This is a genomic window from Lysobacter antibioticus HS124, assembly GCF_000336385.2.
Taxonomy (GTDB): Bacteria; Pseudomonadota; Gammaproteobacteria; order Xanthomonadales; family Xanthomonadaceae; genus Lysobacter; species Lysobacter firmicutimachus.
Map to the genome: position 1 here is coordinate 63,896 of NZ_HG424546.1, position 13,900 is coordinate 77,795.

At 70.0% G+C, this 13,900-nt stretch carries 17 protein-coding genes; 9 read left to right on the forward strand and 8 right to left on the reverse strand.

What is annotated here, in order from left to right:
* Positions 1-83: 83 nt before the first annotated feature.
* The gene (locus TX83_RS17820; RefSeq protein WP_064749330.1) at positions 84-1,253 is read right to left on the reverse strand and encodes a PilT/PilU family type 4a pilus ATPase; all 1,170 of its coding nucleotides are present in this window, start codon (positions 1,251-1,253) and stop codon (positions 84-86) included.
* 118 nt (positions 1,254-1,371) lie between these two features.
* Positions 1,372-2,409, reverse strand: a complete 1,038-nt coding sequence (locus TX83_RS17825; RefSeq protein ID WP_064749331.1) for a type IV pilus twitching motility protein PilT — start codon at positions 2,407-2,409, stop codon at positions 1,372-1,374.
* A gap of 159 nt (positions 2,410-2,568) precedes the next feature.
* Between TX83_RS17825 and TX83_RS17830 the strand changes: the two genes are divergently transcribed.
* The 4 genes from TX83_RS17830 (at position 2,569) to TX83_RS17845 (ending at position 5,756) form a co-directional block, all read left to right on the forward strand.
* Positions 2,569-3,261, forward strand: a complete 693-nt coding sequence (locus TX83_RS17830) for a YggS family pyridoxal phosphate-dependent enzyme (RefSeq protein ID WP_261370176.1) — start codon at positions 2,569-2,571, stop codon at positions 3,259-3,261.
* A 142-nt stretch (positions 3,262-3,403) separates the two neighbouring features.
* Entirely contained in the window at positions 3,404-4,240 is an 837-nt protein-coding gene (gene proC, locus TX83_RS17835) for a pyrroline-5-carboxylate reductase (protein ID WP_064749333.1), read from the forward strand.
* On the forward strand, positions 4,237-4,707 hold the full coding sequence (locus TX83_RS17840) for a DUF4426 domain-containing protein (protein WP_064749335.1): 471 nt from the start codon (positions 4,237-4,239) through the stop codon (positions 4,705-4,707). The genes proC and TX83_RS17840 overlap by 4 nt, the downstream gene beginning before the upstream one ends.
* Positions 4,708-4,961: 254 nt before the next feature.
* Positions 4,962-5,756 (forward strand): cobalamin-binding protein, encoded by a 795-nt coding sequence (locus tag TX83_RS17845; protein ID WP_064749336.1) that lies wholly within the window; start codon positions 4,962-4,964, stop codon positions 5,754-5,756.
* Between the two features lie 314 nt (positions 5,757-6,070).
* Here TX83_RS17845 and TX83_RS24255 read toward each other — a convergent pair whose 3' ends face one another.
* The 3 genes from TX83_RS24255 to pdxH form a co-directional block, all read right to left on the reverse strand.
* Positions 6,071-6,319: an RICIN domain-containing protein gene (locus TX83_RS24255; protein WP_079248291.1), complete on the reverse strand. Its 249-nt coding sequence runs from the start codon at positions 6,317-6,319 to the stop codon at positions 6,071-6,073.
* 357 nt (positions 6,320-6,676) lie between these two features.
* Complete coding sequence (aac(6'), locus tag TX83_RS17855; protein ID WP_064749337.1) at positions 6,677-7,138, reverse strand: aminoglycoside 6'-N-acetyltransferase; 462 nt, start codon at positions 7,136-7,138, stop codon at positions 6,677-6,679.
* On the reverse strand, positions 7,135-7,740 hold the full coding sequence (gene pdxH, locus TX83_RS17860) for a pyridoxamine 5'-phosphate oxidase (RefSeq protein ID WP_064749338.1): 606 nt from the start codon (positions 7,738-7,740) through the stop codon (positions 7,135-7,137). The genes aac(6') and pdxH overlap by 4 nt, the downstream gene beginning before the upstream one ends.
* A gap of 122 nt (positions 7,741-7,862) precedes the next feature.
* Between pdxH and TX83_RS17865 the strand changes: the two genes are divergently transcribed.
* Positions 7,863-8,726 carry a hypothetical protein gene (locus tag TX83_RS17865; protein WP_064749348.1) on the forward strand — a complete coding sequence of 288 codons (864 nt, stop codon included), beginning with the start codon at positions 7,863-7,865 and terminating at the stop codon, positions 8,724-8,726.
* Here TX83_RS17865 and TX83_RS17870 read toward each other — a convergent pair.
* Positions 8,695-8,898 (reverse strand): dodecin family protein, encoded by a 204-nt coding sequence (locus TX83_RS17870; RefSeq protein WP_064749339.1) that lies wholly within the window; start codon positions 8,896-8,898, stop codon positions 8,695-8,697. The genes TX83_RS17865 and TX83_RS17870 overlap by 32 nt on opposite strands.
* Positions 8,899-9,012: 114 nt before the next feature.
* Here TX83_RS17870 and TX83_RS17875 point away from each other — a divergent pair, with 114 nt between their 5' ends.
* Positions 9,013-9,585, forward strand: coding sequence for a shikimate kinase (locus tag TX83_RS17875; RefSeq protein WP_064749340.1), 573 nt, complete (start codon positions 9,013-9,015; stop codon positions 9,583-9,585).
* The gene (aroB, locus tag TX83_RS17880) at positions 9,582-10,685 is read left to right on the forward strand and encodes a 3-dehydroquinate synthase (protein WP_064749341.1); all 1,104 of its coding nucleotides are present in this window, start codon (positions 9,582-9,584) and stop codon (positions 10,683-10,685) included. The genes TX83_RS17875 and aroB overlap by 4 nt, the downstream gene beginning before the upstream one ends.
* A gap of 95 nt (positions 10,686-10,780) precedes the next feature.
* Here aroB and TX83_RS17885 read toward each other — a convergent pair whose 3' ends face one another.
* Positions 10,781-11,458 (reverse strand): hypothetical protein, encoded by a 678-nt coding sequence (locus TX83_RS17885; RefSeq protein ID WP_064749342.1) that lies wholly within the window; start codon positions 11,456-11,458, stop codon positions 10,781-10,783.
* Positions 11,459-11,622: 164 nt separating this feature from the next.
* Between TX83_RS17885 and TX83_RS17890 the strand changes: the two genes are divergently transcribed.
* On the forward strand, positions 11,623-12,207 hold the full coding sequence (locus TX83_RS17890; protein WP_064749343.1) for a hypothetical protein: 585 nt from the start codon (positions 11,623-11,625) through the stop codon (positions 12,205-12,207).
* A gap of 135 nt (positions 12,208-12,342) precedes the next feature.
* Here TX83_RS17890 and TX83_RS17895 read toward each other — a convergent pair whose 3' ends face one another.
* Positions 12,343-12,981, reverse strand: coding sequence for a cysteine hydrolase family protein (locus tag TX83_RS17895; RefSeq protein ID WP_064749344.1), 639 nt, complete (start codon positions 12,979-12,981; stop codon positions 12,343-12,345).
* Between the two features lie 115 nt (positions 12,982-13,096).
* Between TX83_RS17895 and TX83_RS17900 the strand changes: the two genes are divergently transcribed.
* A partial coding sequence (locus tag TX83_RS17900) for a GlxA family transcriptional regulator (RefSeq protein ID WP_064749345.1) occupies positions 13,097-13,900 on the forward strand: 804 nt, incomplete at its 3' end.

Genomic DNA, 13,900 nt, shown 5'->3' on the forward strand with positions numbered 1-13,900 from the left:
CCAACTCGGCACACAACGGTCGGCGCGCAAAGAAAAACCCGGCCGAAGCCGGGTTTCCCGTTCCTGACGATACTGCCGATACCTTAACGCACTTCGGCCACTTCGACGCCATCCAAACCCTGCGACAAGGTCCGCGCATCGCCGCCCTGGGCCAGCTTGATCCGCAGGCGCACTTCGTTCTGCGAGTCGGCGTAGCGCAGCGCGTCCTCGTAGCTGATCTCGCCGGCCTGGTACAGCTCGAACAGGCTCTGGTCGAAGGTCTTCATGCCCAACTGCACGGAGTCCTTCATCAGTTCCTTGAGCTTGTGGATCTCGCCGTCACGGATGTAGTCCTGGGCCAGCGGGGTGCCGAGCAGGATTTCCATCGCCACGCGCCGGCCCTTGCCGTCCGGAGTCGGGATCAGCTGCTGCGCGACCACGCCCTTGAGGTTCAGCGACAGGTCCATCAGCAACTGGCCGCGACGGTCTTCGGGGAAGAAGTTGATGATGCGGTCCATCGCCTGGTTGGCGTTGTTGGCGTGCAGGGTGCACAGCACGAGGTGGCCGGTTTCGGCGAAGGCGATGGCGTGGTCCATGCCCTCGCGGGTACGCACCTCGCCGATCATGATCACGTCCGGCGCCTGGCGCAGGGTGTTCTTCAGCGCCGCGTCCCAGCTGTCGGTGTCGATGCCGACTTCGCGCTGGGTGATGATGCAGCCCTCGTGGCGGTGCACGAATTCGATCGGGTCTTCGATGGTGATGATGTGTCCGGTCGAATTCTGGTTGCGGTAGCCGATCATCGCCGCCAGCGAAGTCGACTTGCCGGTACCGGTGGCGCCGACGAAGATGATGATGCCGCGCTTGGTCATCGCCAGCGTCTTGATGATCGGCGGCAGGTTCAGCTCTTCGACGGTCGGGATCTTGGTTTCGATCCGGCGCAGCACCATGCCGACCTGGTTGCGCTGATAGAAGCAGCTGACGCGGAAGCGGCCGACGCCGGTCACGCCGATGGCGAAGTTGCACTCGTGGGTTTTTTCGAACTCTTCGCGCTGCTGCGGATTCATCACGTTCAGCACGAGATCGCGGCTCTGCTGCGGCGTCAGCGGGTTCTGGGTGATCGGGCTGATCTTGCCGTGCACCTTCATCGACGGCGGCATGCCGGCGGTGATGAACAAGTCCGAGGCGCGCTGGTGCGCCATCAGCTTGAGGAAGGAGGTGAAGTCGATGGCGCCGGTCGCAGGGCTGGCCGGAGCGTTGGGTGCGGGGTTGTTCATGTGACGACCTCCTCGGGAGGTGTAAAGCCGTGAAGAATTCGTGGGTGCCGGCCTTGGCGGGTCGCGTCCTGCCGATCGCGGCGGCCGGCGGCGCGAACGGCGCCGCCGGCCTGCGCGGTCATTCGAACAAGCGCTTGTCCTTGGCGTACTCGCGCGCCTGCGGGCGCAGGATCATGCCGCGCTTGACCAAGTCCTGCAGATGCTGGTCGAGGGTCATCATGCCGTAGGCCTGGCCGGTCTGGATCGCCGAGTACATCTGCGCGACCTTGTCCTCGCGGATCAGGTTGCGGATGGCCGGGATGCCGACCATGATTTCCCAGGCCGCGGTACGGCCGCCGCCGACCTTCTTCAGCAGCGCCTGCGAGATCACCGCGCGCAGCGATTCGGACAGCATCGAACGCACCATCGGCTTTTCGCCCGAGGGGAACACGTCGATGATGCGGTCGATGGTCTTGGCCGCCGAGGACGTGTGCAGGGTGCCGAACACCAGGTGGCCGGTTTCCGCGGCGGTCAGCGCCAGGCGGATGGTCTCCAGGTCGCGCAACTCGCCGACCAGGATGTAGTCGGGGTCTTCGCGCAGCGCCGAGCGCAAGGCCTCGTTGAAGCCGTGGGTGTCGCGGTGGACCTCGCGCTGATTGATCAGGCACTTCTGCGAGGTGTGCACGAATTCGATCGGGTCCTCGACCGAGAGGATGTGCGCGTACTCGTTCTTGTTGATGTGGTCGATCATCGCCGCGAGCGTGGTCGACTTGCCCGAGCCGGTCGGCCCGGTCACCAGGATCAGGCCCTGCGGTTGTTCGATCAGCTGGCGGAAGATCGGCGGGCAGCCCAGGTCTTCCAGGCTCAGCACTTCCGAAGGAATGGTACGGAACACCGCGCCGGCGCCGCGGTTCTGATTGAAGGCATTGACGCGGAAGCGCGCCAGGCCCGGGATCTCGAACGAGAAGTCGACCTCGAGGAATTCTTCGAAGTCGCGACGCTGCTTGTCCGACATGATGTCGTAGACCAGCGCGTGGACCTGCTTGTGGTCCAGGGCCGGGATGTTGATCCGGCGCACGTCGCCGTCGACCCGGATCATCGGCGGCAGGCCCGCCGACAGATGCAAGTCGGATGCTTTGTTCTTGACCGAAAACGCCAGAAGTTCGGCGATATCCATGAGTGCTCCCCGCACTGCAGCGACCCGTTTGGCGGATCGGTGAAAAGCCAGCCCCAGGGGCCCGATTGCAACTTCGAGCTGGAACCGGACCACCCCTGAGAGGCAGTATAGCCCTCCAACGGCGTCATCGATCCAGCCCTTTCGAAACAGGAACCCCACGTGCACGAGCACGTACTGCACGACATCTTGCAACAGTTGGCGCGAGCGGCGCATGACGCCGGCCGGCCGGTACCTCGATTGCTTGCGGTCAGTAAGACCCAGGGTGAGACGGCGGTCGCGAATCTGGCCCGGCAGGGACAGGTCGCGTTCGGCGAGAACTACGTCCAGGAAGCCCTGGCCAAGCAAGCGGCCCTGGCCGCCAGCGCCCCCGACCTGCGCCTGGAGTGGCACCTGATCGGGCACCTGCAGTCGAACAAGGCCGCCGACGCCGCCGCGCATTTCGACTGGGTGCATACGGTGGACCGCCCCAAGCTGGTGGCCGCGCTGGCGCGCCATCGCAGTGTCGAACAGGCGCCCCTTAGCGTGCTGATCCAGGTCAATATCGACGACGAAGCCAGCAAACACGGCTGTCGGCCGGACGACGTGCCGGCGCTGGCGGAAGCGATCGCGGCGCAACCGGCGCTGCGCTTGCGCGGGCTGATGGTGATCCCGACCCCGCATCCGGATCCGGAACAGCGGCGTCCGGCGTTCCGCCGCAGCAAGGCGCTGTTCGATTCGCTCACCCACGCTCACCGCGACATCGACACGCTGTCGATGGGCATGAGCGACGACTTCGCGGTCGCCATCGCCGAGGGCGCGACCCTGGTGCGGATCGGCACGGCCCTGTTCGGCGCGCGGCCGCGGCCGGCCTGAGCCGGCTCCCGGCCGCGGCCGCCACGGCCGGTTTCGTTGCGCAAATGCAACCTGCCCGGAGCCGGCACGAACGCGTTTTCGGGCCCGCGCGGCGGGTGCCCGCGGTTGCTATCCTGCCGGCGGTTTCCCGCACGGTTCGCTCATGACCCACCCGTCTTCCCCCCTCCCCGGCCCGGTCGCCTTCATCGGCGGCGGCAACATGGCGCGCAGCCTGATCGGCGGCCTGGTCGCCCGCGGCGTCCCGGCCGACCGGATCCGCGTCGCCGAGCCGGTCGCCGCACTGCGCGAGGCCTTGCAGCGCGATTTCGGCGTCCACGTCCACGAACGCGCCGAGGCCGCGGCCGACGGCGCGGCGGTCTGGCTGCTCGCGGTCAAGCCGCAGGTGATGCGCGAGGTCTGCGCCGGCCTGGCCGCGCTGGCCGGCGCACAGGCGCCGCTGGCGGTGTCGATCGCCGCCGGCATCACCGCCGGCCAACTCGACCGCTGGCTCGGCGGCGGGGTCGCGGTGGTGCGCGCCATGCCCAATACGCCGGCGCTGCTCGGCGCCGGCATCACCGGCCTGTACGCCAACGCCGCCGCGGTCGCGCGCCTGGACCAGGCGGACGATCTGCTGCAGGCGGTCGGCCCGACCGTGCGCATCGCCGACGAGGCGCAGATGGATGCGGTTACGGCGGTGTCGGGCAGCGGTCCGGCCTATGTGTTCCTGCTCGCCGAGGCGATGCAGCAGGCCGGTCAGGCACAGGGCCTCAGCGCCGAGGCCGCGCGCGCCCTGGTCGGGCAGACCCTGCTCGGCGCGGCCACCATGCTGATCCGCAGCGACGAACCCGCCGAGGTGCTGCGCGCTCGAGTGACCTCGCCCGGCGGGACCACCCAGGCCGCGATCGAAACGTTCGAGGCCGGCGGTTTCCGCGGCTTGGTCGACCGGGCGATCGCCGCCGCGACCGAACGCGGCCGGCAGTTGTCGGCGGCGAACGAATGAAGCGCAGCGCCGGCGCATTGGCATTGGCGCTGGTGTTGCTGGCCGGCTGCGGCCGCGAGCCGTCTTCGCGCACGGCGCCGGACGCGAACGCTGCCCGCGCCGACGAGGTGGCGCGCGACGGCGACATCGCCCTGCGCGCCAGCGCGATCCAGACCCGGCGGTTGTCGCCGGCGATCGCGCAACGCTACGGCGCGCCCCACGACGAACGCACCGTGCTGGTGGTGGTGTCGCTGCGCCGGGGCGACGACGCCACCTCGGTGTCGTTGCCGGCGCGGATCACCGTCGTCGCCAGCGACCTGCTCGGCCGCGAGCAACGCCTGCCCATGCGCGAGATGCGCGACGGCGAATTGCTGGACTACATCGGCGTGGCGGCCATTTCGCCGCCGGAGACCCTGCGCTTCGAAGTGATCGCGATACGCGCCGACGGGCGGCGACAGGTGCTGCGGTTCCATCGCGATTTTTTCTGAATTCGAGGATTCGCGCGGCGGCGCCGCAGCGCAGGAGCGGCATAAGCCGCGGCCGCGGGATCGACGATCGAAGAGCGCTGGCCGCAGTCCAGGCCCGCGGGACCGCCCGGCCGCCCATAGCCCGAGCCCGGCCCTTGGGCAAAACGCTCGTACACGCCGCTTCGAGGGTCGCGGCTCACGCCGCTCCTACCCGGGCGAAGCGGCGCCCCTGCGAATTGCCGGATAATGGGCCACGCACCGCCATCGGACCGCCCATGGGCCCGCAACGCATCGTCTGCCTGACCGAAGAACCGACCGAGACCCTGTATCTGCTGGGCGAGCAGGACCGCATCGTCGGCATCAGCGGCTTCACCGTGCGTCCGCCCGAGGCGCGCAAGCACAAGCCCAAGGTCAGCGCTTTCACCAGCGCCAAGATCGGCGAGATCCTCAAGCTGCGTCCGGATTTCGTGATCGGCTTTTCCGACATTCAGGCCGAGATCGCCGCCGAGCTGATCAAGCACGGGGTCGAGGTGTGGATCAGCAATCACCGCAGCGTCGACGGCATCCTCGATTACATCCGCCGCCTCGGCGCGCTGGTCGGCGCCGGCGATCGCGCCGACGCGCTGGCGTCCGGCTACGAGCGCGGCATCGCCGCCGCGCGCGAGCGCGCGCAGACGCTGGCGCGCCGGCCCGGGGTGTATTTCGAGGAATGGGACACCCCGCAGATCACCGGCATCCGCTGGGTCTCGGAGCTGATCGCCATCGCCGGCGGCGACGACGTGTTCCCCGAGCATGCGGCGATGCCGCTGGCGCGCGACCGCATCCTCGCCGACCCGCTCGAGGTCGTACGGCGAGCGCCGGATCTGATCCTCGGCAGTTGGTGCGGCAAAAAATTCCGCCCCGAGCAAGTCGCGGCGCGCCCGGGCTGGGAGCGGATACCGGCCGTGCGCGACGGCGAGCTGCACGAGATCAAGTCGCCGATCATTCTGCAACCCGGCCCCGCGGCCTTGAGCGCGGGCCTGGAAGCCCTGGTCGCGCTGATCCACGGCTGGGCCGAGCGCCACGGCTGAGACCGAACGACGGCCCCGCTCCCTGCGACAGCGGAACCTGCCGCCATCGCGAGCACGAGGCGAACACGGCCGCACGACTGCCCGTCCATGCCCGCATCATTCGCCAGCGGCGATTCGGCGGCATGGCTGCCGCCTCCGTGGCCTTCTCTCGCGCGTCTTGCCGGCGCAAAGGGAGGCGCGCTCGTCGGGGCGTGACGCGCACGCCCCGGCTTTCGGTCGCTGATACAGCAACCACGGCGTACGGGAACTGCAACCTTTCGCGGCTCGGCGGCTTGCGGACGAAATCGCGGCCGGTCCGCGCTGGTCGCAGCGATCTATCTACGCAGCCACTGCTGATTGGTTGCGCCGTGGCAGTCCCACAGAATGATGCCGGTACCCGATGAGGTACGAGCATCCTTCGTGTCGACGCACATGCCCGAGGCGGTATGGCGCAGGGCGCCGGTCGGAGTTCGCGCGAAGGCTTGCTCGGTGCCGCCCGTGCACGGGCCGACTTCAAGCACGGTCCCGCGCGCGAGCGAGCCGGCGCGAGGACGGACACACTTGAGGCCGCCGAACGTGGCCAGCGCTCCGTTTTCGTAAGCGTCGTCGAAATCGTCGCCCTACTGGCGCCGGTACTGAGCAAGGCGACGGCGCGATCGCCGTTCGCCAAGGGCCACGTCAGGACCTCGAGGCCGGAAGCATTCGCGATCCGCGTCGCCGCGACTCCCAGCGAATCCTGGCCGATCGCGATGATCGCCGGGTTGCCCACGATCCACTCGGTCTCGGCCGTGCTGGTAGTCACATCGTTTCCGAGCACCGGCAGCGCCGCCAGCAGCGCCTCCGCCCAGGACGCAGGGTCGATCGATGGCGCCGTTATTGCCGGCTTTGCGCGCTCTTGGTCGCGGCTCACGCCGCGGCGACAAAAAACCGGAGGCGCGGGCTCAGTCCACCAAGCGCTTGCGGAAATACACCACCCGCTCGGTTTCGGCGAAACCGCAGGCGGCGTGGGCGGCATGGCTGTCGCGGTGGTCGAGTTCGGCGTCGGAGGCCAATTCGCTGCATCCCCGTTCGCGGGTCCAGGCTTCGACCGCCTCGATCAGGGCCCGGCCGTAACCCCGGCCGCGCTGCTGCGGCGCCACGTACCAACCTTCGAGAAAGCCGACCGGCGAGGTCTCGGTACCGTTGACGTAATCGCTGCGCAGGCTGGCCTCGGCGAAGCCCTGCACGCGCCCGTCTTCGTCCTCGATCAGGAACGCGGCCAGGCGCTGCGGCTGCGCCAACAACTCGGGAAGTTCGGCGGCATGTTGTTGCGCCGTGGCCTGCGGCCACAGCGCGTGACGCAGTCGCGACCAGGCGGCGGTGTCGGCCGCGGTCGCGGCGCGCACCCGCCGCGCGGCGCTCACGGATACAGCATCCGCTTGCTCCAGCCGCCGGCGCGGTCGGCTTCGTAGTACCAGCGCTCGTGCAGACGGAAGTCGGCGCCGTACCAGAATTCGATTCGCTCCGGCCGCACCCGCAGCCCGGTCCAGCGTGGCGGCCGCGCCACGTCGCGGCCTTCGAATTGCGCTTCGGCCTGGGCCAGGCGTTGTTCGAAGGTGTCGCGGTCCGGCAGGGTTTCCGACTGCTTCGACGCCCAGGCGCCGAGCTGGCTGCCGCGCGGACGGCTGGCGAAGTAGGCGTCGGCCTCGGCGTCGGCGACGATCTCCACCGGGCCCTCGATCCGCACCTGCACGCCGTGGCGCACGCGCGGCCAGTGGAACAGCAGCGCCGCATGCGGGTTGGCCTGCAGTTCGCGGCCTTTGCGGCCGTCGAGGTGGGTGTAGAACACGAAGCCGCGCGCGTCGTGCGCCTTCAGCAGCACCGTGCGCGCCGAGGGGCGGGCGTCGAGCGTGGCGGTGGCGACGGTCATCGCGGTCGGATCGGGCTCGCCGGCGGCGTGCGCCTCGGCGAACAGCGCATCGAAGCTGGTGAGGGCTTCGGTCAGCAGGGCGTCGGTCTGGCTCATTGCGCTATTGTGAGCCCATGTCGCCGCGCCTGCACCCGCCTGGGTCAATCGGTCCACCGCTGTCGGCCGCAAGCGCTCGGGCCGGCGGTCTGGCGCGGACCGCTCCGACCGGCGCAGATTCGATCGATGCCGCTTCGAAACCACCCGGCTTCGACCACGACTTCGTCGCCGCCGCGCTCGACGAAGCGCTCGCCGCTCGAGCCCGCGTCTACGCCGTCTGCGGCCTGCAAGGCAGCGGCAAGTCGACCCTGGCGGCGCAGATCGCCGCACTCGCGCCGCAGCGCGGGCTGCGCTGCGCCGTGCTGTCGATCGACGATTTCTATTTAGGCCGGCGCGAACGCTTGCGCCTGGGGCGCCAGGTCCACCCGTTGCTGGCCACGCGCGGCCCGCCGGGCACCCACGACGTCGCCCTGGCCTGTTCGGTGCTGGACAGGCTGCGCGACGGCGCGCCGGTGCGCTGGCCGCGCTTCGACAAACTGCGCGACACGCGCCTGCCGCCGTCGCGCTGGGCGCAGCAGGCCACAGCGGCCGACCTGGTCCTGTTCGAAGGCTGGTTTCTCAAGACCCCGCCCCAGGACGCCGCGGCGCTCGCGCAACCGGTCAATGCGCTGGAACGCGACGAGGACCCGCACGGGGTCTGGCGCGACTACTGCAATCGCGCCCTCGCCGGGGACTATCCCTCGCTGTGGGCGCGCCTGGACCGGATGCTGTTCCTGCAACCGCCGGGTTTCGAGGTGGTCGCGCAGTGGCGCTGGCAGCAGGAACAGGCGATGCAGCGCCGGCGCCCGCAACGGCGGGCGATGAGCCAGGCCCAGGTCGAACGTTTCGTGAGCCTGTTCGAGCGGGTCAGCCGGCAAGCGCTGGCGCGCCTGCCCGATCTGGCCGAGCGCTGCGTGCGCCTGGACGCGGCGCGGCGGCCTTTGGCCGGGCCCGCGCCGTCGTCCGGGCCCGGATTCACACCACGACGAAGGTCACCTTCAGATTGACCCGCCACTCGGTGACGTTGCCGGAGGCATCGGTCACCACCTTGATGTCGTTGATCCAGGCGCCCTGGATGTTCTTCACCGACTCGGCACACTTAGCCAGGCCGGTCTTGACCGCATCTTCGATGCCGTTCTTGGAAGAGCTGTTGAGTTCGATGACTTTGGCGACCGCCATGACCGTGTCTCCTGAAGGGTGGGCCGGCACCGTGCGGCGCCGGATTTCCGAGCCTAGGCCCGCGGTCGTGAAAAGCGCGCAAGCGCCCCGCCCCGGCTGTCCTACAATCGCGTCATGAACCCCGCTAGCAATCTGATCCTGGTCGGCCCGATGGGCGCAGGCAAAACCTGCATCGGCCGGCGCCTGGCCGAACGTTTCGGCCTGCGCCTGGTCGATGCCGATCGCGAGATCGAGCTGCGCGCCGGCACCAGCGTGGCGACCCTTTTCGAATTGGAAGGCGAAGCCGGCTTCCGCGCCCGCGAGAGCGCCGTGCTGGCCGAACTGCTGCGGGACGACGGTTTGTTGCTGGCCACCGGCGGCGGCGCGGTGCTGGCCGAGGACAACCGCCGTCTGCTGCGCGAACGCGGCTTCGTGGTCCAACTGCTGGTCACGGTGGAACAACAGCTCGAACGCCTGGCGCAAGACCGCAGCCGGCCGTTGCTGGCGCGCGGCGATCGCGAGCAGGTGCTGCGCGAGTTGGCGCAACGGCGTGCGCCGCTGTACGCCGAAGTCGCCGACCTGCGCTACGACACCGGTTCGCTGGGTTCGGCCGAAGCCGCGGCCGGGCTGGCCGCGGCGCTGGACCGGCATTGGCGGCGCCCTGCCGGCGCGCCCTCTTCCTCCCCCGTTTCCGGAGCCGATGCATGAACGCCATCCGCAAGGTCGAAGTCGGCGGCGACGCCGCCTATGCCATCGAGATCGGCCCCGGCCTGCTCGACGACGGCGCGCGCCTGAGCCGCGCGCTGCGCGGCCGCCATGCCCTGATCGTCAGCGACGGCAACGTCGCTCCGCTGTATCTGCAACGGGTCGAAGCCAGCCTGCACGCGGCCCGCCCCGACCTGTCGGTGGGCCGGTTCGTGATCCCGCCCGGCGAACACGAAAAGACCCTGGCGCGCTTCGGCCAGTGCCTGGACGCGCTGGCCGCGCTCGGCGCCACCCGCGACGCCTGCGTGATCGCGCTGGGCGGCGGCGTGGTCGGCGACCTCGCCGGTTTCGCCTCGGCCTGCTGGATGCGCGGAATCGACTGCGTGCAGGTGCCGACCACCTTGCTGGCGATGGTCGATTCCTCGGTCGGCGGCAAGACCGCGGTCGACCTGCCCAGCGGCAAGAACCTGGTCGGCGCCTTCCATCCGCCGCGCGCGGTGATCGCCGACACCGCCGCGCTGCGCAGCCTGCCCGACCGCGAGCTGCGCGCCGGCCTGGCCGAGGTGGTCAAGTACGGCGCGATCTTCGATGCGACCTTCCTCGACTGGCTGGAAGCGCACGCCGAGGCGCTGCTCGCCCGCAACGACGACGCCCTGGCCGAGGCGATCGCGCGCAGCTGCCGCTACAAGGCCGAAGTGGTGGCGCGCGACCCGTTCGAGCGCGGCGACCGCGCCATGCTCAATTTCGGCCACACCTTCGGCCATGCGATCGAGACCGAACAGGGCTATGCCGGCACCACCGGGGACGGCCTCAACCACGGCGAGGCGGTCGCGGTCGGCATGGTGCTGGCGGCGCGCCTGTCGAGCGCGCTCGGCCGCGCGCCGGCTGCGGACGCCGAACGTCTGCAGCGCCTGCTCGAACGCTTCGGCCTGCCGACCGCGATCCCGCCCGGGCTGGACCCGCAGGCGCTGCTGGCCCGCATGCGCCTGGACAAGAAGGCCGATGCGGCGGGCCTGCGCTTCATCCTGTGGGACAAGGCCGGCGCGGCGCGGATCGTGTCCGGCATCGGCGACGACGCGGTGCTGGCGACGCTGGTCGCCTGAGCGTCCGCCGCGGCGCCGGCTTCGGCGGACGCCGTTCGAACAATCGGACGTGGCGGGCGCGGCCGCGGCGCGCCCGCCACGTCGTGAGGCCCGGCTCAGGGCCAGCCGGCGGCGTGGCGCAGATACTCGATGTGGCCGTCCAGCAAGCCGGTGATGTAGACCGTGGTCAGGATCGGGTGGTGGCCCCAGACCTGCGCCGAGCGGGTATTGACCGGATTGACCCCGGCGTCGCGCTGCACGTACTGCAGCGCGGGATTGCCCGGCGCGCCGACGTTGTTGGCCAGCCCCAGCGCCCAATGCTCCCAGGTGCGATAGCCGTCCGAGGCCATGACGATGGAGTAGCGCGTCGGCGTGGTGCCGTTGTTGGCCGACAGGGCCAAGCCGCTGAGGATCATGCACAGCCTCGCCAACGCGCCGGTGATCGCCTGCCTGGCCGCAGCGTTGCCGGGCGCGGCGTCGTTCGCGGCGGTGACGGCGTTGTCGGCCACTACCTGCGCCTGGGCGGTGGCGTCCGGGTTGTCGAAGGTGTTGCGCACCCACTCGACGAAGCCGGGGTTGTACACGAACTCTTCCTCTTCGGCGTCGTAGACCCAGGCCTGGTCGTAGATCGAGGGCGGCGTGTTGTCGGCATGGCCGCCGGGACCGCCGAACAGGGCGAAGCCCCAGCACGGCGCATCGGGATAGGGATCGGGCCAGGCCGGGTTGAGTTCGGTGCCGGCGCCTAGGTTGGCGCTGGCGAGCCCTTGCAGTTGGCCATCGGTGAGTTGCGGCATGGACCGGCTCCTGGTCGGTGTGGCGATGGCGGCGCGCCCTTCCCCTTGAAGGACATCGCCCCGTCGCCGACAACAACGCTGCGCGGGCGCCGATGTGAACCGGCTTCACGCGCGGCGCGTCGTCGCGTTCTCTGCCTTGTACTCGCGCACAGAACCGGCTCCGCATGGCCCTCAACACGCTCGAACTGCTGCTGTTGCTGCTCGGCCTGTCGCGCCCGTCGCCCTCGACGCCGCGTCCAGGCGCCGCCCCTACCGCCACCACGCTGCCCGCCGCCAAGTCCCAGGAGCCGCCCATGCCCAACCAATTCGAATTCCTCGACAAGCACTACGACCCGACCGACATCCCCGAGGTGGCCGCGCAGACCGCTTACGAACGCTTCGGCAACTATCCCAACGCCCACACCAGCACGGTGATCTTCAACGTCACCTGGTCGGCGCTGACCGACGCGATCAGCCGCGCGGTGCTGACCTACGTCAACGGCGGCGTCGCCAGCGGCTCGGCCGCGGCGACCCTGAGCGCCGACGGCCGGCAGTGGAACATTGTCCTCACCGGCCTGCAGTACGTGAACGCCACCCGCACCGTGGTCCAGGGCCGTTCGGAGTATTCGATCGCCGAGTACAACAACGGCTGCGTGTTCGTGAACGCCGAAGCGATCGGCGGCCAGCTGCTCGGCGAGGTCGTGCACCTGAGCAACGGCTTCGGCACCTGGGTGCAGGACGTGAAACTGAAGAATCCGCCGGCGTTCTGAGCCGGATGCGACGCAGCCCCGCCGGAGCGGGGCTGCGCTGGTCGGGCCGGACTTGCAATTCGAGCGCGCAGTCCAAGCGCGCAGTCCGGGCTCGCAACTCTGCGCGCGGTTCCGGCGCGCGGGACGGCGCTGCGCTCAGGCCGCCTGCCGGCGGGCGCGGGCGCGTTGGTTGGACGCGTGCGGATTGTCGATCGGCAGGCTGCGGCCGTGCCGGACCGCGTCGATCCACTCGTCGGTGCCGGTCACCGCGGCGAAGCGGCTCTGGAACACCACGCTGAACACCCGGTGGATCTCCTCGGCGCTGGCGTGCCCGGCGCTGTTTTCGTACGACAGCGAACCGCTGGCGTCGTGCAGGAACTCGACGTGGTAGCCCAGGTGCGCGGCCTCGAACACGGTCGACGCGTCGCAGTTATGAGTCATGTAGCCGATCACGCTGATCGTGTCGATGCCGCGCGCCTGCAGCCAGGAGTGGAAATCGGTGCCGGCGAACACGCTCGGCAGTTCCTTCTCGATGTAGTGGTCGCGCGGACGGCCGGCGACGACTTCGTTGAGCTCCCACCCTGGGGTGCCCTTGTCGAACACCGGCGTACCGGCGGGCGCGGTGTTCTGCACCACCACCACCGGCACCCCGGCGGCGCGGGCGGCGTCCATGGCGCGGCCGATATTGGGCAGGGTGCGCGCGACCGACGGGTACTCGATGGGCAGGCCGTCGGCGAAGTAATCGTTCTGGACATCGATGACGACCAGGGCGCGCTGGCGGGTTTCGTGGTTCATGTCCGGCTCCTTGAATGAGTGGGTTCGAAGCGGTGGAAGCGAGTGGCGCTCATTCTCGGCTCGCCCGGCCTTCGGCGTGAGTGGCCCGATTGCCAATATTCGATAGAATCGGGCCATGACCGCCGCCCGCGTTTCCGCCCGGCCCGCCCCGGCCCGCCCGTCCCTCGGCGGCACGACGCCGGCCATCTCCGATCCGCTGGCCCGCATCGCCGTGATCGCCTTCGAAGACGTCAGCCCGTTCCACCTGTCGGTGCCCTGCCTGGTGTTCGAACCGCGCGACCGGCCCGGACTGCCGGATTTCGAGCTGCGCGTGTGCGCGGCCGAGCCCGGTCCGCTGCGCAGCCGGGCCGGTTTCGACATCGGTACCCGCCATGGCCTCAAGAGCCTGGACTGGGCCGATACGGTGATCGTCCCATCCTGGCGCGATGCCGACGAAGCCCCGCCGCCGGCGCTGCTGAAGGCGTTGCGGCGCGCGCACGGGCGCGGCGCGCGGATCGTCGGCCTGTGCCTGGGCGCCTACGTGGTCGCCGCCGCCGGCCTGCTCGACGGCCGCCGCGCCACCACCCACTGGCACTGGAGCGAGCACTTCGCCGCCCGCTTCCCGCGCGTAGCCCTGCAACCCGACGTGCTCTACGTCGACGACGGCCGCATCACCACTTCGGCCGGCACCGCCGCGGCGCTGGACTGCTGCCTGCACCTGCTGCGCCGCGTCCACGGCGCCGAAGCCGCCAACCGGGTCGCCCGCCGGCTGGTGCTGGCGCCGCACCGCCAGGGCGGCCAGGCCCAATACATCGAGCATCCCCTGCCGGCCTCGCCGCAGGACGATCGGCTGGCCGGCGTGCTGGACTGGGCCCTGGCCCACCTGGACCGGCCGCTGAGCCTGGACGCGCTGGCCGAGCGCGCACTGATGAGCCGGCGC